The organism is Jiangella rhizosphaerae (assembly GCF_003579925.1).
Lineage (GTDB): Bacteria > Actinomycetota > Actinomycetes > Jiangellales > Jiangellaceae > Jiangella > Jiangella rhizosphaerae.
The window spans coordinates 1-21358 of the sequence record NZ_QUAL01000164.1 but is presented as its reverse complement, the minus strand read 5'-3'; the positions used below and the strand labels follow the sequence as shown (position 1 = coordinate 21358).

The window sequence follows — 21358 nt, the reverse complement described above, 5'->3', positions numbered from 1 at the left end:
CCCTAGCACCGATTTGCGATCCAGCCTCTTAAAGAGGTAACCTCTGTATTACTCAGACATCTTGGAGGTCGCCTTGGATGACTCCACTCGCGGCGGCCGGAACGCTCGATCCTTCGTCAAGGACCGCTCCGTCACCGCCCACAAGCTCGCGCCCGGCACCGTCCGGCGCATCCTCACCTTCGCCCGCCCCTACAAGAAGCAGCTCGCCGTCTTCCTCGGCCTGATCCTGGCCGATGCACTGCTCGGGGCCGCCCAGCCGCTGCTGTTCAAGCTGATCATCGACGAGGGCGTCCTGCAGGGCGACCGTGGCCTGGTCATCGGCCTGGCGCTCGCGGTCGCCGGGCTCGCCGTCGTCACCGCGGCCGTCGGGCTCACGCAGCGCTACGTCTCCGCGCGCATCGGCCAGGGCCTGGTGCACGACCTGCGCAGCCAGGTCTTCGCCCACGTCCAGCGCATGCCCATCGCCTTCTTCAGCCGCACCCAGACCGGCGCGCTGGTCAGCCGCCTCAACGGCGACGTGCAGGGCGCCCAGCAGGCGTTCACCTCGACGCTGTCGACGGTGGTCGGCAACATCGCGACGACGGCGGCCGTGCTGGCCGCGATGTTCGTGCTCTCGTGGCAGATCACGGTCGCGGCACTGGTCCTCGTGCCGCTGTTCGTGCTGCCCGCCAAGCTGGTCGGCCGCAGGCTCGCCGACCTCACCCGCGAGCGCTACGAGCTCACCGCCGACATGGGCCAGACCATGACCGAGCGGTTCAACGTGGCCGGCGCGCTGCTGGTCAAGATCTTCGGCCGGCCCGAGGCCGAGTCCGCCGAGTTCGACGAGCGGGCCGCCCGGGTCCGCGACATCGGCGTCACCACCGCCGTCTACTCACGGGTGCTCATGACGTCGCTCGGCCTGCTCGCCGCCCTGGCGACGGCGTTCGTCTACGGCCTCGGTGGCGTCCTCGCCATCGCCGGCAGCCTGGGCGTCGGCACCGTCGTCGCGCTGACGGCGTACCTCGGCCGGCTGTACGGGCCCATCACGTCGCTGTCGAACCTCCAGGTCGACATCATGACGACGCTGGTCAGCTTCGAGCGGGTGCTCGAGGTCCTCGACCTGGAGCCGATGGTCCGCGACGCGCCGGACGCCACGCCACTCCCGGCCGACGCCGCGGAGGTCGAGTTCGACCACGTCGACTTCGGCTACCCCGCCGCGTCCGACGTCTCGCTCGCCTCGCTGGAGTCCGTCGCCGGCCTGCCGAACACCCCCGGCGGCCAGGTGCTGCACGACGTCACGTTCACCGCGCGGCCGGGCGAGATGGTCGCGCTGGTCGGCCCGTCCGGCGCCGGCAAGTCCACGCTGACGCACCTGGTCTCCCGGCTGTACGACGTCACCGGCGGCGCCGTGCGGGTCGGCGGCCACGACGTCCGCGACGTCACCCAGCAGTCGCTGCGCGACGCCATCGGCGTCGTCACGCAGGACGCGCACCTGTTCCACACCACGCTGCGCGCCAACCTCGGCTACGCCCGGCCCGGCGCCACCGACGACGAGATCTGGGCGGCGCTCGAGGCGGCGCAGATCGCTCCATTGGTCCGGTCGCTGCCCGATGGCCTCGACACCGTGGTCGGCGAGCGCGGCTACCGGCTTTCCGGCGGCGAGAAGCAGCGACTGGCCATCGCCCGGCTGCTGCTCAAGGCACCCCGCATCGTCGTGCTGGACGAGGCGACGGCGCACCTGGACTCCGAGTCCGAGGCCGCGGTCCAGCGGGCGCTCGAGACGGCGTTGGCCGGCCGGACGTCGCTGGTCATCGCGCACCGGTTGTCCACCGTCCGCGACGCCGACCAGATCCTCGTCGTCGACGACGGCCGCATCGTCGAGCGCGGCACCCACGACGAGCTGCTGGCGGCCGGCGGCGCGTACGCCGACCTCTACCGGACGCAGTTCCGCTCGCAGGAGACACCGGCGCCGGCCGCCGCCTGAACCCGTCGTCAGCAGGGCGTCGCCACGCGCACCGGGGCGTCCGCCGGCTCCGCGACGCCCTGAGCGGCCCGGCGACCATCGGCTAACGACCCCAGGGCGAGGGCGGGCGCGACGGCACCGACGGCGCGAGGGGCGGCGGCACCCGGCCGGAGGCCGGCTCGCACGGATCGGGCCGGTACTTCGGCGACAGCCCGGTGGCGACCAGGCCGCCGGACTCCACGGCGTTGACGAACGTCCGCTGGATCGCGTCCTCGGTGGTGTCCCAGGTCCAGTACAGCCAGCCGGAGATGCCGAGGTCGCAGGTGTCGATCTGATGCCTCACCAGAGCGTCGCGGGCGGCCTCGATGCTGCTGAACCAGCGCCGCTGGGTGCCGAACTCGCCGTTGATCACCGGCCCGACGACCTGCGACCACTCCATCGAGCCGAGCGACGCCGCCAGCGTCTGGCCGGTGGCGAGGTAGACGTGGATGTCGAAGAAGTCCAGATCGGACTCGCGGGTGACGGCCGACACCCGCACCGGATAGCGCGGATCGACGCACTGCACGCCGCCGGCGCACCGGCCGGACAGCCCGTCGAAGGTCCGGCCCTCGACCGCCAGGTTGGTGAACGCGCCCATGGTCACCATGAGCTCGGGGTCGACGGCCTTGACGGCGGCCACGCCGCGGTCGGCGTAGGCGATGAACGCGTTGTCGGCGGCGGCCTGCCGTTGTGCGGCGATGGCCATGTCGTAGCTGCGGCCGGCCACGGTCACCGTCCCGGAGAACCGGTGGAACGGCGCCTCGGTGCTCTTGAGGTAGGCCTCGTTGTCCAGCTGCAACGCCAGGAACGTGCTCATGAAGGGGCCGAGCCGATCGCGCATCTCGCGGGTGAAGACGCGCAGGTACTCCTCCTTCGCCCGGATGTAGCCCTCGTACATGAACGACCGGTTCCGGCCCTCGATGTTCACCGGCTGCGGGCTGTTCACGATGATGTCGCGGTAATAGCCGTTCTGCGGGAACACGTCCAGCGACGGCAGCACGTAGATGCCGTAGGCGGCGGCGAGGCGGACGAAGTCGGCCAGGTTGTCGAGGTAGGCGGCGTCGGCCGGGCTCATGTCGCTGTTGCCGCGGCCCAGCCCGTGCGGCCGGCCGATCGCGTTGTCCTGCCCCGCGCCCGGGTCGACGAACACCCGGACCGTGTTGTAGCCGCGCAGCCAGAGCTCGCGCAGCGCGGCCTCGGCCCGGGCGCTGTCGTACTGGCCGGGCTCGAACGTCGAGTGGTAGGGACTGGCCGGGTTCGACGGCATCGGCGTCAGGCGCACGTAGTTGAAGCCGCGCGGGCGGAACTGCTCGCCGGTCTCGCTGTTCACCAGCGTCTCGTCCGGGCCGGCGGCGATCCGCGGCAGCGGCTGGACGGCGTAGTCCGGGTAGTCCGCCAGGGCGGTACCCGCCGAGGCGGGCGGGCCGGACAGGCTCGCGGCGGCGACGAGGACGGCCAGCGCGGCGGCCAGCCGGGCGATGCGACTCACGAACGGGCTCCCTGTGGATCGACGACGCGGGATCGTCTGTGCCCGTTCGATACCGCTCTGCGGCGACCAGCATACGCGTCAGGTGAAGACGGCGCGGTCGGTGAGGTTCGCCTCGACGTAGTCCCAGTCGTAGTGCACGCCGAGGCCCGGGCCGGACGGCACGCCGACGCAGCCGTCCGGGCCGAGCGCCGTCACGTCCTCGGCGTAGTCGTCGGTGTAGACGGGCGGATGCAGCGGGTTGCCGGTCTCGGGGTCGAGCAGTCCCAGCTCGTAGTAGTTGGTGTTGCGGATCGCCGCCATGCAGTGGCGCTGCGCCGGCCCGGACGCGTGCACCTCGAGGTCGATACCCAGCGCCTCCGCGGCGTGCGCCGTCTTCATCACGCCGGTGATGCCCATGTCCAGCTCCGGGTCGGCGCGCAGGAAGTCGGTGCCGCCGTCCAGCGCGACGGCGACGCGCTGCTCCAGCCCCCGGACGAACTCCGTCAGCAGCAGCGGCGTGCGCACCCGCTGCCGCAGGATCCGGTGGCCGAACGCGGCGTCGTCGCGCATCGGGTCCTCCCACCAGTAGGCGCCGACCTCGTCGCAGGCCCGGCCGAGCGCGAGGGCGTCGGCCAGCGTGCGCAGCGACTTGCCCGGGTCGGTCATGACGTCCATCCGGCCGGCCGCGCCCTCGGCGCTCGCCTCCAACGCCGCGATCTCCGCCCGCACGTCGCCCGTCCCCGGCCCGTGGATCTTGTACGCGAGGAACCCCGCCTCAGCACACCAGGCGGCGTAGTCGCGGTAGCTCTCGGGCGAGGCCAGCGCGCCCAGGCCGTGCCCGCCGCCCACCGTGCTGCAGTACGCCGGCAACCGGTCGCGGTACCGGCCGAGCAGGTCGGCGATCGGCAGCCCCGCGGACCGTCCCAACGCGTCCCACAAGGCGATGTCGATGGCCCCGGCGCCGATCCGGTCGGTCTTGCCCAGCGAGGCGTTGGCCCGGTCCCAGATCAGCTCGCGCTGCGCGACGTCCATCCCGACCAGCGAACCGGCCAGCGCGGTGACCTGCCGGACGGCGTACGGCGGGGCGCTCCACAGCACGACGTACGCCCCTTCGACACCGTCGGAACACCGCAGACGGACGGCGAACCGCTTCGTCGTCCGCCGCCGGACCGCGTCGTCGCGCAGCCGGACGCCGTCGCCGTCGTAGCGGAACAGCACCGTGTGCTCGAACTCCAGGACCTCGACCTGCTCGATCTTCGGCATGGATCTCCCTCACTTGAGTCCGGTCGTGGCGATGCCTCTGGTCAGGGCCTTCTGCGCGACGAGGAAGACGGCGAACACCGGGATCAGCGTCACGACCGACATCGCGAACAGCGCGCCGTAGTTCGTCAGGCCGGTGGCGTCCTGGAACGTGCTCAGCCCCAGCGCGGCCGTGTACTTGTCCGGCGAGGTCAGGTACAGCAGCGGGGTGAAGAAGTCGTTCCAGGTCCAGATGAACGTGAACACCGCGGTGACGCCGATGGCGGGCAGGCACAGCGGCAGGATCACGCTCCAGAACGTGCGCAGCTGGCCGCACCCGTCCAGTGCCGCGGCGTCGTCGAGCGTGCGGGGCAGGCCGCGGATGAACTGCACCATGAGGAAGACGAAGAACGACTCCACCGCCAGGAACTTCGGCAGGATCAGCGGGACGTAGGTGTCGATCAGCCCCAGCTGGTGGAACACGATGTACTGCGGCACCACGGTGACGTGGAACGGCAGCATGATGGTGGCCAGCATCAGCGCGAACATCGGGCCGCGGAGGCGGAACTCCAGGCGGGCGAACGCGTAGGCCGCCAGCGTGCACGACACCAGGTTCCCGACGATGCTCAGCGCCGCCACGAGGAACGAGTTCGCCATGAACCGGCCGAACGAGACGCCCAGCGCCGACCACCCGTCGAGGTAGTTGTCCAGCGTGAACCCGCCCTCGCCGGCCCGGCCCATGACGGCGTCGTTGGGCGTGAACGACTGGGTGAACATCCACACCAGCGGGTAGAGCATCGCGAAGCCGAACGCGAGCAGCAGCAGGTGCTTCCACCCCTGCCCGGCGATCCAGGCGACGGCGCGCCGAGATGCGGTTCTAGTCGCCATAGTGCACCCAGTACCGGGACGCGGCGAAGTTCAGCGCGGTGACCGCGCCGATCACGATGAACAGCCCCCACGCCATCGCGCTCGCGTAACCCATGTCGAAGGCCTGGAAGCCGGACTGGAACAGATACAGCGTGTAGAACAGCGTCGAGTCGGCCGGCCCGCCGGTGCCCGCGCTGACGATGTACGCCGGCGTGAACGCCTGGAAGGCGCCGATCATCTGCAGGATCAAGTTGAAGAACACCACCGGCGTGAGCAGCGGGAACACGACCCGGAAGAAGCGCTGCACCGCGCCGGCGCCGTCCACCTTCGCCGCCTCGATCAGCTCGTCCGGGATCTGCCGCAACCCGGCCAGGAAGATCACCATCGGCGACCCGAACGTCCACACGTTCAGCACCAGCAGGGTGTCCAGCGCCCGCTCCGGGTCGGAGATCCAGCCGCCGCTCAACTGGATGCCGACGGTTCCGGCGAGGTCGACGACCAGCCCGTCGCTGGAGAACAGCCGCCGCCACAGCACCGCGACGGCGACGCTCGACCCGAGCAGCGACGGCAGGTAGTACACCGACCGGTAGAGCGCCAGCCCGCGCACGCCGCGGTCCAGGAACACGGCGATGGCCAGCGCGAACGCCAGTTGCAGCGGCACCGACAGGACGACGTACCGCGCGGTGACGCCGACCGAGGTCCAGAACCGCGGGTCGTCGGTGAACATCCGCTGGTAGTTCGCCAGGCCGACCCACGACGGCGCGCCGCTGAGCCGGTAGTCGGTGAACGACAGGTACAGCGACGCCAGCATCGGCCCGAGCGTCAGCCCGAGGACGCCGAGGATCCACGGCGCCAGGAACAGGTACGCGACGCGGGTACGGCGCCGGCCCCTGGCGGCGGCCAGGTCGCGCGCCGCAGGTCCGGCCGGTCCGGCGGCGCCGGCGGCTCCGGTCACGACGGCCATGCGGCCTCCTTGGTGTCGGGGACGGGAACGGCGGTGTGGGGGGACGGGAACGGCGGTGTGGGACGGTGGGTGCGAGGGCGGTGATCGGTTGTCGGTGCCCGCCCGTAGGGTTGGGCCCCACCCAGCCGGGCGGGGTGGCCCACCCAGTGGGCGGGGCAGCCCACCCCGGTGGGCGGGTGGCTGACCCCGGTGAGTAGGGCGGCCCACCGAGGCGCGGGGCGGTGTCAGTGGGCCGGCTCGAGCGGCAGCGCCGGCTCCACGCCCGGCAGCGGCTGCCAGTCCTCGACCTGGCCCTCCCAGCGGCGCAGGCCGATCCGGACCGCGTCGAGGCGCTCCATCGTGGCGCCGTCGTAGTGACCCAGCGAGAGCCCGTCGCACCCGGAGTCGACGGCCGCCTTCACACTCAGCGTCAGCGACTCCGTCGTGGCGTTGGGCCGGACGCCGAGCGCCGCGATCAGCCGCTGGTCCTCGCGCAGCGCTCGGCGGGCCTTCATCAGCTTGGCCCGCTTGATCGCGACCCCCTCGGCCGTGCCGTGCTGGTCGGAGTAGTCGGACTCGCGGACGGAGTCGACGAACGCGAACGCCGACTTGAAGTCCAGGCCGGCCCGCTCCGGGACCGCCATGTAGGTGTTGTAGCGGAACTCGACGTCGCGGCCGGACGAGCGCAGCGCGTCGCGCACGTCGGAGAACAGCTCGTTCACCGACTCCTTGCGGAAGCGCAGCCAGGCCGCGAACGCGTCGTTCTCCAGCAGCAGCGTCGACTCGCGGTAGCTGGCCTCGTCGAGCAGCTGCCGCTCGTGCAGCTCGGCCAGCCCGGTCCTCGTCGCCAGGCGCGCCAAGTGCCCGACCTCGTCGACGATGGCGTCCCAGTCCAGGCCCTGAGCCCGGGCCTTCCGCTCGCACTCGGCGCAGAAGCAGCCGCCGGTCGCGGTGGTCAGCAGCCCCTGCCAGGACCGGCCGCCGTCGCCGAGCGTGCCGCCGTCGCCGCCGCCGGCCCCGAACAGCACCAGGCAGGTCTGCACGTAGTCGACGTCGTAGTTGGTGGCGAGGTCGCGGAACAACCCGGTGAGGTACGTGCGCACCTCGGGATGGTTGAGGCACGGCAGCGCGCGCTGCGCCTCGACCGCCTCGAACGGGCCGACGACCTGCCCGAACACGTTGCGCTGCAGCACGTCGGGGAACTGCTCGCGGGCGACGGCGGCATCGAGGACGGTGTGCGAGATCTCGCAGCCGGTGCGCATGCCCCGCGCCCGCGCGGCGTCGATGAGCACCTGCAGCCAGTCGGTGCCCTCGAGGAAGTCGCGCTCGCTGGTCAGCGGCTGGATGCGGCCCGGGTACATCGCCGGGTCCGGCCGCCAGTACACGCGGCTGTCCTCGGGCAGGTAGAACCGGCGCACCGGGTTGTGCGGGTAGAACCGCGCGTGCAGCGGCCGCTTCTCCTTGTGCATCAGCCCGACGAGATAGGCGGAGTTCACGGTCGACCGGCTGGCCAGCACGTCGAGGGCGTGGTCGGCGGTCTCGTCGGCGAGGTCCCAGGCGTACAGGCTGGCGGCGATCTCGGTCAGCGGCATGGTCTTCCTCTCGTGCGGGGTCGAGCGGACGGCGACGGGGTGAGCGGCCGGCTCAGCGGGGGCTCAGCCGGTGAGGGTCTGCCGGAGGTCGCCGAACACCTTGGCGACGGTGTCGTCGATGCTGGTGCGCCCGTAGGCGAGCTCCTCCATGGCGAGGGTGACGCCGTCCTGGAACGCGCCGGCGGTGTCGGGAGCGGGCGGGATCGGGTCGATCGGCGCGGTCGCCTCGAAGTCGATGTACTCGATGAACTCGGCCTCGGGCTCGCTCAGCGTCGGCAGGATGTGCTCCCGCATCGCCTGCGTGGCCGGGGCGCCGATGGTGGTGCCGACGATCTCCGCCCGCTTGGGGTCGTTGAGCAGGAAGTTCACGAACTCGACGGCGGCCTCCTGGTTCGCGCTGTCCGCGGAGATGCCGAGGATGTTCGGGTCGATGCCGATGGCCGAGACGCCGTCGCCGCCGTTGCCTGGGCACGGCATCAGCGTGAGCTCGTCCTCGGTGAGGCCCTGCAGCTCCAGCAGCTGGTTGGAGTTGCGCATGTGGAACGCCGACAACCCGCGGATCATCGGCGCGCCCTCGAAGAACGGGTTCTGCTCCAGCGCCAGCTGCGGGGGGACGGCGGCGCCGGAGTCGCGCAGCTCCTGCCAGTACTCCAGCCAGGACCGCAGCGTGTCCTCGGTGAAGCCGAGGTCGCCGTCGTCGCTGTAGAGGTTCTCGCCGCGCTGCCGGGCCCAGGCGCGGAAGAAGTGCGGCGCTCCGGCGTACGTGGGCTCGTCGGTGCCGTAGAACTGGTCGCCCATGGCCTCGCGGATCTGCCGGCAGATGTCGGCGTACTCGTCCCAGGTGTAGGCCTCGGGGTACTTGCGCACCTCGACGCCGACCTCGTCGAGAACCCGCTGGTTGGCGAACAGGCCGATGGACTGCAGCCCGTGCGGGAGCGCGTACTGGACGCCGTCGACCTGGCCGGACAGCAGCAGCGACTCCTCGAAGTCGCCGTCGATGCCGTTGCCCATGAGGGTCGACAGGTCGACGAGGTGGCCGTCGCGGCCGAGCTGCGGGAGCAGCGGCCCGACGATCCAGAACACGTCCGGCAGGTTCCCGCCGGCCATCGCGACGGTCGTCTTGGTCTCGATGGCGTCGATGGCGCCGAACTCCGGCTCGACGCGGATGTTCTTGTGCTCGGTGTGGAACAGCTCGACCGCCTCCTGGAACCGGCGGACGCGGTCGTCGGAGCCCCAGAACGCGAAGCGGATGGTGGCCGGCCCGCCTCCGCCGCTGCTGCTGGAGCCGCCGCCGTCGTCGCCGCAGGCGGCCAGCAGGCTCGACCCGGCCAGTCCCGCGCCGACCGCACCCGCGGCCCGCAGGAACGTGCGCCGCGTGAGGGCGCCGGCCGCGCCTGCGGCCGCGGGGAAGGTGTGCCGGGACCCAGCTCCGTCGTGCGCAGCCATGGGGGTGTCCTTTCGACGTCGGACCGGCGGCCCCGGGCGGCGGGACCTCGGCGCACGGGAGCGCCCGCCGCTGCGTCGTCGCAAGCTCTCGTGGTGATGACCTGCGCTGCCGCAACGCTAGAATTGGTCCAACCACCCAGCCAGTCCGAGCATAGGTGTGAGCCACACCACTGTCAACGGCGTGCCGAGCTGCGGCGATGTCGCTCGCGGCGCGCCACGGCCGGCCGGGCGACGCTCACCCACACCGGTGCTGACCTGTGCGTTCGTCATCCCGCATCCGTCCGGGGCGGCGGCTACAGTGGCCTCATCGGCGACGAGAGGATCGACATCAGGTGACTCAACCAGACGGCCCCGCGTTCCACGCGGTCGAACGGTCGAAGGTGTACTCCTCGGTCGTCGACCAGATCCTCGCCAGCATCCGCGACGGCCGGCTGCCGCCGGGCAGCGCGCTGCCGGCCGAGCGGGTCCTGGCCAACCAGCTGCGGGTGAGCCGCGGCTCGCTGCGCGAGGCGATCCGGGTGCTCGAGCACGCCGGCGTGCTCGACGTGCGGGTCGGCAGCGGCACCTACGTGAGCATGGACAGCGGCTCCGACACCACGCTGCTGCGCGCCCAGGCGGCGATCATCGGCGAGCACAGCCCGCTGGACCTCATGGTCGCCCGCGCGGCCATCGAGCCGGTCTGCGCCGAGCACGCCGCACGCTCGCACCACCCCAGTGACCTGCAGGCCATCGAGGACGCCGTCAGCGAGCAGGCCGAGGTCACCCGCGCCGGCGGCGACCCCAGCGAGGCCGACGCCGCCTTCCACCTGGCCGTCGCGGTGGCCTCGCACAACGGCGTCCTGGTGGCGCTGCAGCGCACGCTGAACGACCTCATGCACGAGCAGACGTGGAGCGACCTCAAGCACCGGTCCCGGTCGCGGTCGCACGCGTCGGAGGCGTATCTCGAGCACCACCAGCTGGTGCTGGAGGCCATCCGGCAGCGCGACGCGCGGCGGGCCGGCCAGCTCATGGTCATGCACATGAGCGCCATCGAGACCGGCCTGCTGGCCGAGCTGGGGAACGGCGGTTGACACTGCCGCGACGCCGCTTCTATGGTCGTTATCGGATGGGTGGTTAGACCAATCTACGACGGGATGTCGATGCCTGAGCCACGATTCGCCGTCAACTGCTCGATCCTCCTGACCCGAATGCCGCTGCGCGAGCGGCTCGACGCCGTCCGGGCGGCGGGGTTCGAGGCGGCCGAGTTCTGGTGGCCGTTCCCCTCCGCGACACCCGGCGACGCCGAGGTCGAGGCGTTCGTCGACGCGGTCCGGGCGTCCGGGCTGCGGCTGGTCGGCCTGAACCTGTTCGCCGGCGACCTCCCGGCCGGCGAGCGCGGCGTCGTGTCGTGGCCCGGCCGCGAGGACGAGCTGCTGGCGAGCGTCCAGGTTGCGGCGTACATCGGTGCCGAGCTGGGCTGCCGCAGCTTCAACGCGCTGTACGGCAACCGGCTGCCCGGCCGCGACCCCGCGGAGCAGGACGCCGTCGCCGTCGAGAACCTCGCCGCCGCGGCCGCCGGACTCGTCTCCGCCGGCGGGACCGTCCTGCTCGAACCGGTCAGCGGTGTCGACGCCTACCCGCTGCGCACCGCGGCACAGGCCGTCGCCGTCGCCGACCGGGTCGCGGAGTCGTCGGGGCGGACGAACCTCGGCCTGCTGCTCGACGTCTACCATCTCGCCGTCAACGGCGACGACGTCGCGGCCGCGATCGAGCGGTTCCGCGACCGCATCGCGCACGTCCAGCTGGCCGACGCGCCGGGACGGGGCGCACCCGGCACCGGCACGCTGCCGCTGCGGGCCTGGGTCGACGACCTCGTCGCGGGCGGGTACGACGGATGGATGGCACTGGAACACGTCAGCGACGACGCGGACCCCTTCGCGTGGCGCACGGCGTGGCGGACGGAAGGGAGCAGGCGATGACGGCCATCGGCTTCATCGGGCTGGGCGTCATGGGCGGGCCGATGGCGGCGAACCTGGTCAAGGCCGGGTTCGAGGTGACGGGGTACAACCGCAGCCCGGCGAAGGTGCGGCGCCTGGTCGAGGCCGGCGGACGGGGCGCGGAGTCCGCCGCCGCGGCCGCCGAGGGCGCCGACGTCGTCATCACCATGCTGCCCGACTCCCCCGACGTCGAGGCCGTGCTGCTGGGCGACGGCGGCGACGGAGTGCTGGACCGGCTGGCGCCCGGGACGATCGTCGTCGACATGAGCACCATCCGCCCCGACGTCGCCCGCTCGCTGGCCGAGGCCGGCGCGTCGCGCGGCGTGCGCGTGCTGGACGCCCCGGTCAGCGGCGGCGAGCAGGGCGCCGTCGACGCCACGCTGTCGATCATGGTGGGCGGCGAGGCGTCGACGTTCGAGTCCGCCCGCCCGGTGCTCGACGCGCTCGGCCGCACCGTCGTCCACGTCGGCCCGCCCGGCGCCGGTCAGACCGTCAAGGCGGCCAACCAGCTGATCGTCGGCGGGACGCTGCAGCTGGTCGCCGAGGCGCTGGTCTTCCTCGACGCTCACGGCGTGGACCGCTCGCGGGCCGTCGAGGTGCTGGCCGGCGGCCTGGCCGGCAGCGCCGTCCTCGACCGCAAGGCGCCGGCCATGCTGGAGCGCGACTTCAAGCCCGGTTTCCGCGTCGACCTGCACCACAAGGACCTCGGCATCGTCACCGCCGCCGCCCGCGAGGCCGGCGTCGCGATCCCGCTGGGCGCGCTCGCCGCGACGCTCATGGCGTCGCTGCGCGCCCAGGGCCACGGCGACCTCGACCACGGCGCCCTGCTGCTGCAGGTCGAGCAGCTCTCGGGCCGCTCCCCCGGCGAGTGATCAGCGCGGAGCGACGCCGTCGAGGAACGTCGTCGTGACGACGGCACCGGCCTGCTCGACGCCGAGCCGGCCGGCGTCGACCAGCCGCAGTGACCGCTCGAGCAGCGCGGTGAACATCTCGAACAGCACCTCGGCCGGCACGTCCGCCCGCAGGTCGCGGTCGGCCACGCCGCGGCGGATCAGCGCGCGGACCGGCTCGGCGACGGCGCGGTCGAACTCGGCGGGATCCTCGACGTAGGTCTTGCCGACGTGGACGACGGCGGCGTAGCGGCTGCCCGCCGCGATGAAGGCGCGCGCCGCCCTGGCCAGCCCTTCGCGCAGCGGGACGGCGTCCAGCTCCGCGGCGGCGATGCGGCCGCTCAGCTCCTCGAACGCCGCCCGGGTGAGGCCGAGCAACAGCGCCTCGCGGGTCGGGAAGTAGCGGTAGAGCGTCGCGCGGCCGACACCGGCGGCCTGGGCGATGTCGGCCATGCTCACCGATTCGCCGCGCTCGGCCAGCACGGCGGCCGCGGTGTCGAGGATGCCCGCGGCGATGTGGTCGCGCAGGGCGGGGCGCCGAACCATGCCCGCCATCCTAAGGGCGCCGTCTCATTGCGAGATCTCTACGACTCATGTTGAGATATCGATGTCTCATCACTAGACGGGAGTCACTCGCCATGACCACGACGACCCGGCGGCTCGGCCGCACCGACCTCGAGATCACCCCGATCGGGCTGGGCTGCATGCCATTCGGCGGTCCCGGCCTCGTGAACCGCTACTACGCCGCACTCGACCAGCCCACCGCCACTGCCATCGTCCGGACCGCCCTCGACGGCGGCGTGACCTGGTTCGACACCGCGGAGATGTACGGGAAGGGCCACTCCGAGCGGACCCTCACGACGGCGTTGCACCAGCTCGGCGCCGGTACGGACGACGTCGTCATCGCCAGCAAGTGGACGCCGTGGTTCCGCACCGCGGCGAGCATCGGCCGCACCGTCGACGACCGGTTGGAGGCGCTGCAGGGCTTTCCGCTCGGCCTGCACCAGATCCACATGCCCCACGGCAGCCTGTCGCCGCTCGCCAGCCAGCTCCGGGCGATGGCCGGCCTCCACCGGCAGGGGCGGATCCGCGCGGTCGGCGTCAGCAACTTCTCCGCCGCGCAGATGAAGCGCGCGCACGCCGTCCTCGCCGAGTACGGCATCCCGCTCGCCTCCAACCAGGTGCAGATCAGCCTGCTCGAGCGGCGCGTCGAGCGGGACGGCGTCCTCGCGGCGGCACGGCGGCTGGGCGTGACGCTGATCGCGTTGGCGCCGCTGCACACCGGCCTGCTCACCGGCAAGTTCCACGATGATCCAGGCCTGTTCCGCGACGTGCGGCGCATCCGGCGGCGGCTGGCCGGCTTCTCCTCCGCGACCCTCGCCCGCACCGCGCCGCTGATCGACGAGCTGCGCACCATCGCCGCCGCACACGGCGCGACGGTGAGCCAGGTCGCGCTGGCGTGGGTGACCAGCTACTACGGCGACACCGTCGTCGCCATCCCCGGCGCATCGAAGCCACGGCACGCCGAGGAGAGCGCCGGCACCATGGCGCTCCGGCTCACCGAACGGGAGCTGGACCGCCTCGCCGACATCTCCATGATCATCCAGGATCGACCACGTCATGACGGGGTCGATCCTGGATGATCACGGTTCGGATGACGCAGGACGGCCCACACGGCCGCGGGTGGCGGGTCCAGCCGCGGGCTTGGAGGACGCGGGCGTGTTCGGCGGCGACGGCGCAGGAGTCGCCGTAGACGTCGGCGTGGCCGTATCTGAGGGTGGCGTGGCCGTCGACGGTGGCGCGGTTGTCGCGGTGGCGGTCGCGGAAGCGTCCTTCGCCGGTGTGGCCGATGCGGCCGTCGAGCTCGACCCGCAGGCCGTAGTCGTCGTAATCGACGTCGATCCAGATGACCCGCTGCCCGGCGACGCGCCGCTGGCGGCATCCGGTGGGCAGCCCGTGGGCGCGTTCGACGCGGCGCAGGTGACGCAGTTCCAGGGGTGACTGGGCGCCCGAGGCGACGTCGACGAGCATCGCCGCGACCATGGCGCGCCAGCGGATCTTCTTGCGCCGCCCGAGCGCGTCGGCGAGCCGTTCCGGGGTGGTGAGGCGGCGTTGGCAGGCCGCGGTCACCCAGGTCTCGGCCTCGCGCGGGTGTGGCGCGACATCGACGAGGTCGGGCACCGTCTCGTCGAGACGCGTCCGCGGCGGCGTCGCAGCCGGGTGCCGGGTCAGCGGAAGGCGCTGCGCGTAGTGGATCCGGACGCCATCGATGCGAGGCTCCACGTACCGGTCGGCGGGGACGGTGATGTGGATGACCGGGCCGGGATCGTCGCACAAGCCGTCCAGGTAGGCCGCCGTCCGGTGGCTCGCCGCGGCACCCGGGCCGACGCGCAAGATCGCCGCCCACACCCGCGCATCGAACGGCAGCGGTCCCGTGAACGTCGCGTAGACGCCGAGGTGGATCCGGCGCCAGCGCCCGGACGCGACCGACCACTCGACGCGGCTATCGGTGAGTCCGCACGCGAGCGCCTGCGCACGGCTGATCATGCCCTTCTGCGAGGCCAGGAGGTCGTCGAGATCCACGTCAGCCAGCCTGTGCGACCCGGCGCCATCGCGCCAGGCCCGGTTCGCGATCTGTGGATAACCATGATCATCCAGGACCGACCCCATCATGATGTGGTCGATCCTGGATGATCACGGGAGCGAGCCGGTGTAGGTGAGGACGAAGGTCAGGCTCGGCACCAGGAACAGGACGGCGACGGCGACGATGCCGCGGAAGGTCCGCTCGGCCCGGACGAGCCGCCGGTAGGCGATCACCATCGACGGCACCAGCACGATCTCCATCGGCAGCATCGACCGCGGAATCACGATGTCCGCCGCCGACATGACCAGCGACAACGTCCCCGCCGCCAGCCAGAGCCCGAGCCCCAGCAGGTACGCCCGCCGCGCGCCGAGCCGCACGGCGAGCGTGGTGTAGCCGCTGACCCGGTCGGCCTCGAGGTCGGCCAGCGTGGTCGGGACGTACAGGGCGGCGCCGACCAGCGTCCCGAGCACCGCCATCGGCCACGGGAACTCCGCGAGCGGCCGGAGCAGCGACCAGCCGGCCAGCTGTCCGGCGGCCCCGATGGCCAGCGCGTTGACGGCGACGTCGAAGCCCGGCCGCGCCTTGAGCCGCAGCGGCGGCGCGCTGTATGCCCAGCCGACCAGCAGCACGATCCCCGTCCCGAGCGCGAACAGCGGCCCCACGAACAGGGCGGCCGCCACCGCGAGGACCGCCGCGCCCAGCGAGACCCACAGCGCCGCCGACGCCGTCAACCGGCCTCCAGCCAGCGGCGACCCGGCCTTGCGCGGATTGAGCCGGTCACCGCGCAGGTCGTACGCGTCGTTGACGGCCAGCACCGAAATCCACATCAGCGGCCCGATCACCACCGCGCCCAGCGCCAGCACGGGCCAGTCGGCCGCCGGCGGGACCACCTGACGGGTCGCCAGCACGACGCCGAGGTAGTACGGCAGCAGCGAGACGAACCAGAACCACGGCCGGCCGATCGCCAGCACGTCGCCGGCCAGCCGAACGGGCCGGACCGTCCCGGACCGGGTGCGCACAGTCGTCATACCGACGATGCTCCCGGTCCGGGCCGGCGCGCGGCCTCCCCCGTACGAGGGAGCGAACCGCGCCGGCTACCCCTGCGGAGCTAGCCGGCCCCGACCGGCCGACGGCTCACAGCCGGGTCACAGTCTCACGGACGCGGCCCAGCGCATGTGTCAGCTGGTCGAGTGCGGGCGTGGCCAGCGCGATCCGCAGGGCGCTCGGCGTATGCGGGGTCGTCGCGAAGGCGTCGGCCGTCGAGACGAGGATCCCCTGCTCGGCGAGCCGGTGAGCGGCGAGGTCGGCGCGTGCGTCCTCCGGCAGCCGCAGCCAGCCGGAGTACGCCTGGGAAGGCGCGTGGTAGTCCAGTCCGGCCAGTTCCTGGCGGGCGACGGACTGGCGCCGGCGGGCGTCGTCGCGCCGCGCCGCTTCCAGGCGCGTCACCGTGCCGTCGCGCAGCCAGCCCACGGCGATCGCGCTGGTGATGCCGGACGTCCCCCAGCTCCCGGTCCGCAGCGCGCGGGTCACCGACCCGAGGTGCGCCTCCGGCACGACGACGTAGCCGACGCGAAGGCCGGTGGCCAGGTTCTTCGAGAAGCTCCCGACGTAGAAGGTGCGCTCCGGGGCGAGCGTCTGCAGCGGTGGCGGCGCCTCGGGCGCGAGGAATGCGTAGGTGGCGTCCTCGACGATGGCGAAGTCGTGCCGACGCGCGAGTCCGACGACCCGCTGCCTGGCGTCGGCGTCGAGCACGAAGCCGAGCGGGTTGTGCAGCGTGGGGATCAGGTAGACCGCGACGACGGGACGGCGCCGGCAGAGCCGCTCGAGATCGTGCGGGTCCGTGCCGGTCGTGTCGCAGCGGACGGGCGCGAGCTCGACGTGACGCGTCCTCGCGAGCATGTTCATCCCCGGATAGGTCAGCGCGTCGGCGGCGACGACCGCACCGGGCGGCGCGATCGCGGCGAGGACGGCGTCGAGACCGTGCTGCGCACCGGCGGTGAGCAGTACGTTCGCCGGAGGAACGTCGATGCCGCGATCCAGCAGATGGACGGCCACGGCGGCGCGATCGGCGTGGCGTCCGCCAGGCGGCTGCTGGGTCAGGAGCGCGGCGAGGTCGCCCTCGGCGGCGAGGCGGCGCAGCGCCCGCCGGAGGTGGTCACCCTGGTCCACGGCGAGCGGCTGGTTGAACGACAGGTCGGCGACACGATGCTCGGGCGGGAGCCGCCTCGGCTCCAGGCCCGCGAACCCGCTGAGATCGCGCACGTACGTACCCCGGCCAGGCTCACCCACGACGAGCCCGGCGGCCGCCAGCTCGCGGTAGACCTTGGTGGCCGTGGCCAGCGCGATGCGGCGCTCGCGGGCCAGCTCGCGATGGGTCGGGAGGCGGCTGCCGGCCGGCAGGTCACCGGCCCGGATCGACGCCGCGATCGCATCGGCGACCGCCTTGAATCGCTCGCCCCGCACGGCACCCCATGTCCCTAGGACAATTTCTTGATTGCATCATCGCACGGTCTCTAGCGTCCCTCGTGCACCGACCAGCGGCCACGAGGAGGAGCCCGATGCCCGAACCCGCCGGCTCACTGCCCGTGCTGGAGTTCCTCCAGCGGCGGCTCGACCGGACGTCCCAGCCGGACGACCGCACCCACCTGCGGTATCCGACCGCCATCTCCGAGTTGCTGGGCTTCGAGATCACGGCGATCGGACCGGGCACGGCGTCGGTGGCCGTCAGCGTCGACGCGGCGCGTCACGGCAACCAGCAGGGCACGGTCCACGGCGGCTTCCTCGTCGAACTGGCCGACGCCGCCATCGGCACCGCCCACTCCACACTCGTCCGGCCGGGTGAGTCGTTCACCAGCGTCGACCTCAGAGCCGTGTTTCTGCGGCCGGTGTGGAGCGACACCTTGGTCGCGACGGCGCGAGCATCCCACTCGGGACGGACGCTCACGCACTACACGTGCGACGTCGTCCGCGGCGACGGCATGCCGGTCGTGACGGTGACCAGCATCGTCATGACGCTGCGCGGCGACCGCGCGACCGGCCGCTGACCTCCGCCGATCACCCCTGCGGAGCCAGCCCGGCGGCGAGCCGCTCGGCCGCCGCCTCCGCCGTCACGCGCGCGGCGCCGTGCGTCAGGATGTAGTGCTCGCCGAGCACCTCGGGCAGCGGGTTGACGTCGTGGTCGACGACGATGAGGTCCGGCCGCGCGGCCCGGGCGGCCTCGACGACCGCCACCTGCCACGGACGCCGTCGTACCCCGCGCACCCCGATGACCAGCCGTCGCGACGGCAGCGCGGCGAGCACCGCGGACAGGTCGGCCGTCGACCCCGTCACCCGTGCGAGCACCGTCCCCGGCACCAGCTCGACCAGGTGCCGGCCGATGCCCCACGGGATCGGGCCGGCGGCGATGCTGGGGTCGTCGTCGAGCTCGACCACGAGCGGCGGCGCGGTGAGCGTGACGTCGCCGTGAACGGTGACGGCGCGGCGCGCGGCGTCGGCGGCCGACCCGTGCACCACGGGCGACGGCGACACGTCGCGCAGCCAGCGGCGCAGCGCGTGCACCCGGCCGGCCGCCTCGGCCAGCCGTTCCTCCGGCAGGCGTCCGGTGCGGACGGCGTCGACCAGCGCCGCCGCCATGGCCTCGATGGTCTCGGGGCCGACGGTGTCGCCGCCGACGCACAGCGCGTCGACGCCGGCCTGCAGCGCCAGCACCGCGCCCTCGGGATGCCCGACGGTCCGGCTGATGGCGTGCATGTCCATGCCGTCGGTCATGACGACGCCGTCGTAGCCGAGCTCGTCGCGGAGCACGCCGGTGATGACCGGCCGCGACAGCGTGGCCGGGCGGTCGCCGTCGATGGCCGGGAACCGGATGTGCGCCGTCATGACGATCTTGACGTCGGCCTTCACCGCCGCCCGGAACGGCGGCAGGTCGCGGGCCTGAATGACGTCGAGCGGGTCGTCGATGGACGGCACCGTGAGGTGGCTGTCCTCGCTGGTGCCGCCGTGGCCGGGAAAGTGCTTGGCCGTGGCGGCCACACCCTGCGCCTGCTGGCCGGCGACGAACGCCGCGACGTGCCGGGCGACGAGGTCGGGGTCGAAGCCGAACGAGCGGACCCCGATGACCGGGTTCAGCGGGTTGGAGTCGACGTCGGCGACCGGTGCGAAGTTGAGGTCGATGCCGCAGGACCGCAGCCGGGCGCCCACCTCGGCCGCCACCCGCTCCGTCGCCGCGGGGTCGTCCAGCGCGCCGAGCGCGGCGTTGCCGGGCAGCATCGACCCCGCCGCGACGTCCAGCCGGGTGACGTCGCCGCCCTCCTCGTCGATGCCCACCAGCAGGTCGGGGTTGACGGTGTGCAGCGCACCGGTGAGCGCGGCGACGCCGGCGTCGCCGCGGTCGGGGTCGACGTTGCGCCCGAACAGCACGACGCCGCCCAGCCCCTCGGCAGCCAGGACGGCCAGCCACGGCGGGACGTCGTGGGCGCCCCGGAAGCCGGGGAAGATCGTCGCGAGAGCGAGGCCCCGCAGGTCAGTGGCGTTCATGTCAGCCCTTCACCGCCCCGGACACCAGACCCGAGGTCATGCGGTGCTGGACGAGCAGGAAGAAGATCATCACCGGCACCGCCACGAGGACGGATCCGGCCATGATACCGGCCCAGTCACTGACGCGATTCGCCTCGGTGAACGAGCGCAGCCACAGTGGAAGAGTCATGTTCTCCGGTCTCGTCATGATCACTAGGGACAGGGTGAACTCGTTCCAGGCCTGCAGGAACGCGTACACCCCGCTGGCGACCAGGCCCGGCGCCAGCAGCGGGAACGTGATGCGGAAGAAGGCCTGCAGCCGGCTGCAGCCGTCGACCAGCGCCGCCTCCTCCAGCTCGCGCGGCACGCCGTTGACGAACCCGCGCAGCATCCAGATGGTGAACGGCACCACCGCCGCGATGTAGAGCAGCGACAGGCCGACGACGCTGTTCAGCAGCTGCCAGCCCTCCAGCAGCTTGAACTGCGAGATGAACAGGCCCTCGGCGGGGATCATCTGGATGATCAGCACCGCCAGGATGAAGCTGCGCCGGCCCTTGAACCGGAACCGCGCCAGCGCCAGAGCCGCCAGGAACGCGAACAGCAGCGCCGCGACGACAGTGATCCCGGTGACCATCGCGCTGATCCGCAGCGTGTCGAAGAAGTTGCTGTCGAACACGCGGCCGTACGCCGACAGCGTCCCGTTCAACGGCAGGAAGGTCGGCTCGGCGGCGCGGATGCGGTTGTACGGCAGGAACGAGCTGTTCAGCATCCAGTAGACCGGGAACATCCAGATCAGCGCGATGACGACGGCCAGCGCGCCGAACGCCCGCTGCCGGGTGCGGATGCGCGTGCTCACAGCTCCTCCTCGCGGACCAGGACCCGGACGTAGTACAGGCTGAGCACGACGGTCAGCAGCAGCACGAACCACGACGCGGCCGCCGCCAGCCCGAACTCGCCCTCGCCCAGTCCGAGCCGGTAGATGTAGGTCCCGATCAGGTTCGTCTGCGCGGTGATGCCGCCGGCGTCCTGCAGCACGAAGATCTGGGTGAACACCTTCAGGTCCCAGATGATCTGCAGCAGCATGACGATCAGCAGCACCGGCTTCACCAGCGGGACGGTGACGGTGCGGAACCGCGCCCACGCCGAGGCGCCGTCGATCTGCGCCGCCTCGTACAGCTCACCCGGCACCTGCGTCAGACCGGCGTAGACCGCGAACGCGACGAACGGCACGCTCATCCAGACGACGATCACCGTCGCGACGACGAAGAACGACAGCTGGTCGATCAGCCACGAGTGCCCGGCGAACCGGTCGAACCCGAGGTTCACCAGCAGCCAGTTGATGACGCCGTACTGCGCGTCGAACAGCCACTGCCACACCGTCAGCGACGCCAGGTGCGGCATCGCCCAGGCCAGCAGCAGGCCGATCTGCAGCACCAGCCGCGGCCCGCGAGTCACCAGCGTCATCAGAACCGCCAGCGCGATCCCGATCACCATCGTGATGGCGGCGTTGGCGAAGCAGAACACCACCGACCGGACGATGACCGTCCACAGGTAGGAGTCGGTGACCAGCGTGACGTAGTTGTCCAGGCCGACCCACTCCGGCGGCTGGCCGAACTGCTGCGCCAGGCCGTACTCCTGGAACGACATCACCGCCTGGCGGTACAGCGGGTAGCCCAGCGCGGCGACCAGGATCGCCAGCGCCGGCAGCAGCAGGACGTACGGCAGCAGCTGACGTCGAGGCCGTCGGGACCGGCGGGGTGCGACGTCACCCGCCGGCCCCCGGCCGGTCCGTGGGTCCTGCGGCGGCGCGACGGTGTCCGCCGCCGCGCCGCCTGGCGCGGCGGGGACGGGCCGGCC

At 72.3% G+C, this 21358-nt stretch carries 19 protein-coding genes; 6 read left to right on the top strand and 13 right to left on the bottom strand.

The window, feature by feature from the left end; genetic code table 11:
* Nucleotides 1–73: 73 nt before the first annotated feature.
* Complete coding sequence (locus DY240_RS17300; RefSeq protein WP_119661090.1) at nt 74–1963, top strand: ABC transporter ATP-binding protein; 1890 nt, start codon at nt 74–76, stop codon at nt 1961–1963.
* An 82-nt stretch (nt 1964–2045) separates the two neighbouring features.
* Here DY240_RS17300 and DY240_RS17295 read toward each other — a convergent pair whose 3' ends face one another.
* The 6 genes from DY240_RS17295 to DY240_RS17270 all read right to left on the bottom strand — a co-directional run bounded on the left by DY240_RS17295 (nt 2046) and on the right by DY240_RS17270 (nt 9536).
* Entirely contained in the window at nt 2046–3470 is a 1425-nt protein-coding gene (locus tag DY240_RS17295; RefSeq protein WP_119661089.1) for a glycoside hydrolase 5 family protein, read from the bottom strand.
* A 78-nt stretch (nt 3471–3548) separates the two neighbouring features.
* Nucleotides 3549–4712: an enolase C-terminal domain-like protein gene (locus DY240_RS17290; protein ID WP_119661088.1), complete on the bottom strand. Its 1164-nt coding sequence runs from the start codon at nt 4710–4712 to the stop codon at nt 3549–3551.
* Nucleotides 4713–4721: 9 nt separating this feature from the next.
* Nucleotides 4722–5576: a carbohydrate ABC transporter permease gene (locus tag DY240_RS17285; RefSeq protein ID WP_119661087.1), complete on the bottom strand. Its 855-nt coding sequence runs from the start codon at nt 5574–5576 to the stop codon at nt 4722–4724.
* The gene (locus DY240_RS17280) at nt 5566–6519 is read right to left on the bottom strand and encodes a carbohydrate ABC transporter permease (RefSeq protein WP_119661086.1); all 954 of its coding nucleotides are present in this window, start codon (nt 6517–6519) and stop codon (nt 5566–5568) included. The genes DY240_RS17285 and DY240_RS17280 overlap by 11 nt, the downstream gene beginning before the upstream one ends.
* 224 nt (nt 6520–6743) lie before the next feature.
* Entirely contained in the window at nt 6744–8090 is a 1347-nt protein-coding gene (locus DY240_RS17275; protein ID WP_119661085.1) for an alpha-amylase family protein, read from the bottom strand.
* Nucleotides 8091–8153: 63 nt separating this feature from the next.
* Complete coding sequence (locus DY240_RS17270; RefSeq protein ID WP_119661084.1) at nt 8154–9536, bottom strand: ABC transporter substrate-binding protein; 1383 nt, start codon at nt 9534–9536, stop codon at nt 8154–8156.
* Nucleotides 9537–9868: 332 nt separating this feature from the next.
* Here DY240_RS17270 and DY240_RS17265 point away from each other — a divergent pair, with 332 nt between their 5' ends.
* The 3 genes from DY240_RS17265 (at nt 9869) to DY240_RS17255 (ending at nt 12384) form a co-directional block, all read left to right on the top strand.
* Nucleotides 9869–10606 carry a FadR/GntR family transcriptional regulator gene (locus tag DY240_RS17265; protein WP_119661083.1) on the top strand — a complete coding sequence of 246 codons (738 nt, stop codon included), beginning with the start codon at nt 9869–9871 and terminating at the stop codon, nt 10604–10606.
* 69 nt (nt 10607–10675) lie between these two features.
* Nucleotides 10676–11494, top strand: a complete 819-nt coding sequence (locus tag DY240_RS17260; RefSeq protein WP_119661104.1) for a hydroxypyruvate isomerase family protein — start codon at nt 10676–10678, stop codon at nt 11492–11494.
* Nucleotides 11491–12384 carry a 2-hydroxy-3-oxopropionate reductase gene (locus DY240_RS17255; protein ID WP_119661103.1) on the top strand — a complete coding sequence of 298 codons (894 nt, stop codon included), beginning with the start codon at nt 11491–11493 and terminating at the stop codon, nt 12382–12384. The genes DY240_RS17260 and DY240_RS17255 overlap by 4 nt, the downstream gene beginning before the upstream one ends.
* On the opposite strand, the gene DY240_RS32920 is transcribed toward DY240_RS17255, so the two are convergent.
* Complete coding sequence (locus DY240_RS32920) at nt 12385–12948, bottom strand: TetR/AcrR family transcriptional regulator (RefSeq protein WP_199701662.1); 564 nt, start codon at nt 12946–12948, stop codon at nt 12385–12387.
* Between the two features lie 92 nt (nt 12949–13040).
* Here DY240_RS32920 and DY240_RS17245 point away from each other — a divergent pair, with 92 nt between their 5' ends.
* Nucleotides 13041–14045: an aldo/keto reductase gene (locus DY240_RS17245; RefSeq protein ID WP_119661082.1), complete on the top strand. Its 1005-nt coding sequence runs from the start codon at nt 13041–13043 to the stop codon at nt 14043–14045.
* Here DY240_RS17245 and DY240_RS17240 read toward each other — a convergent pair.
* From DY240_RS17240 to DY240_RS17230, 3 genes are all read right to left on the bottom strand, one after another.
* Nucleotides 14002–14985, bottom strand: a complete 984-nt coding sequence (locus DY240_RS17240; protein WP_199701661.1) for a type IV toxin-antitoxin system AbiEi family antitoxin domain-containing protein — start codon at nt 14983–14985, stop codon at nt 14002–14004. The two genes, DY240_RS17245 and DY240_RS17240, sit on opposite strands and share 44 nt — an antisense overlap.
* A gap of 111 nt (nt 14986–15096) precedes the next feature.
* Nucleotides 15097–16014: a UbiA prenyltransferase family protein gene (locus DY240_RS17235; protein ID WP_119661081.1), complete on the bottom strand. Its 918-nt coding sequence runs from the start codon at nt 16012–16014 to the stop codon at nt 15097–15099.
* 106 nt (nt 16015–16120) lie between these two features.
* Nucleotides 16121–17449, bottom strand: coding sequence for an aminotransferase-like domain-containing protein (locus DY240_RS17230; protein ID WP_119661080.1), 1329 nt, complete (start codon nt 17447–17449; stop codon nt 16121–16123).
* 182 nt (nt 17450–17631) lie between these two features.
* Here DY240_RS17230 and DY240_RS17225 point away from each other — a divergent pair, with 182 nt between their 5' ends.
* Nucleotides 17632–18030, top strand: a complete 399-nt coding sequence (locus tag DY240_RS17225; protein ID WP_407659336.1) for a PaaI family thioesterase — start codon at nt 17632–17634, stop codon at nt 18028–18030.
* A 10-nt stretch (nt 18031–18040) separates the two neighbouring features.
* Here the strand turns inward: DY240_RS17225 and DY240_RS17220 are convergent, their stop codons facing one another.
* Genes DY240_RS17220 through DY240_RS17210 form a run of 3 tightly spaced genes read right to left on the bottom strand, consistent with a single transcriptional unit; the run spans nt 18041 to nt 21229 of the window.
* Complete coding sequence (locus DY240_RS17220; protein WP_119661078.1) at nt 18041–19522, bottom strand: glycoside hydrolase family 3 protein; 1482 nt, start codon at nt 19520–19522, stop codon at nt 18041–18043.
* A 1-nt stretch (nt 19523) separates the two neighbouring features.
* Nucleotides 19524–20357 (bottom strand): carbohydrate ABC transporter permease, encoded by an 834-nt coding sequence (locus tag DY240_RS17215; protein WP_199701660.1) that lies wholly within the window; start codon nt 20355–20357, stop codon nt 19524–19526.
* Nucleotides 20354–21229 (bottom strand): carbohydrate ABC transporter permease, encoded by an 876-nt coding sequence (locus DY240_RS17210; RefSeq protein WP_407659335.1) that lies wholly within the window; start codon nt 21227–21229, stop codon nt 20354–20356. The genes DY240_RS17215 and DY240_RS17210 overlap by 4 nt, the downstream gene beginning before the upstream one ends.
* Nucleotides 21230–21358: the final 129 nt, after the last annotated feature.

Excerpts from the sequence above, each read along its gene's own strand:
- DY240_RS32920 (WP_199701662.1), bottom strand. The coding sequence starts at position 12,948 with ATGGTTCGGCGCCCCGCCCTGCGCGACCACATCGCCGCGGGCATCCTC.
- DY240_RS17255 (WP_119661103.1), top strand. The coding sequence starts at position 11,491 with ATGACGGCCATCGGCTTCATCGGGCTGGGCGTCATGGGCGGGCCGATG.
- DY240_RS17260 (WP_119661104.1), top strand. The coding sequence starts at position 10,676 with ATGCCTGAGCCACGATTCGCCGTCAACTGCTCGATCCTCCTGACCCGA.
- DY240_RS17245 (WP_119661082.1), top strand. The coding sequence starts at position 13,041 with ATGACCACGACGACCCGGCGGCTCGGCCGCACCGACCTCGAGATCACC.
- DY240_RS17285 (WP_119661087.1), bottom strand. The coding sequence starts at position 5,576 with ATGGCGACTAGAACCGCATCTCGGCGCGCCGTCGCCTGGATCGCCGGG.
- DY240_RS17235 (WP_119661081.1), bottom strand. The coding sequence starts at position 16,014 with ATGACGACTGTGCGCACCCGGTCCGGGACGGTCCGGCCCGTTCGGCTG.
- DY240_RS17270 (WP_119661084.1), bottom strand. The coding sequence starts at position 9,536 with ATGGCTGCGCACGACGGAGCTGGGTCCCGGCACACCTTCCCCGCGGCC.
- DY240_RS17290 (WP_119661088.1), bottom strand. The coding sequence starts at position 4,712 with ATGCCGAAGATCGAGCAGGTCGAGGTCCTGGAGTTCGAGCACACGGTG.
- DY240_RS17280 (WP_119661086.1), bottom strand. The coding sequence starts at position 6,519 with ATGGCCGTCGTGACCGGAGCCGCCGGCGCCGCCGGACCGGCCGGACCT.
- DY240_RS17220 (WP_119661078.1), bottom strand. The coding sequence starts at position 19,522 with ATGAACGCCACTGACCTGCGGGGCCTCGCTCTCGCGACGATCTTCCCC.
- DY240_RS17275 (WP_119661085.1), bottom strand. The coding sequence starts at position 8,090 with ATGCCGCTGACCGAGATCGCCGCCAGCCTGTACGCCTGGGACCTCGCC.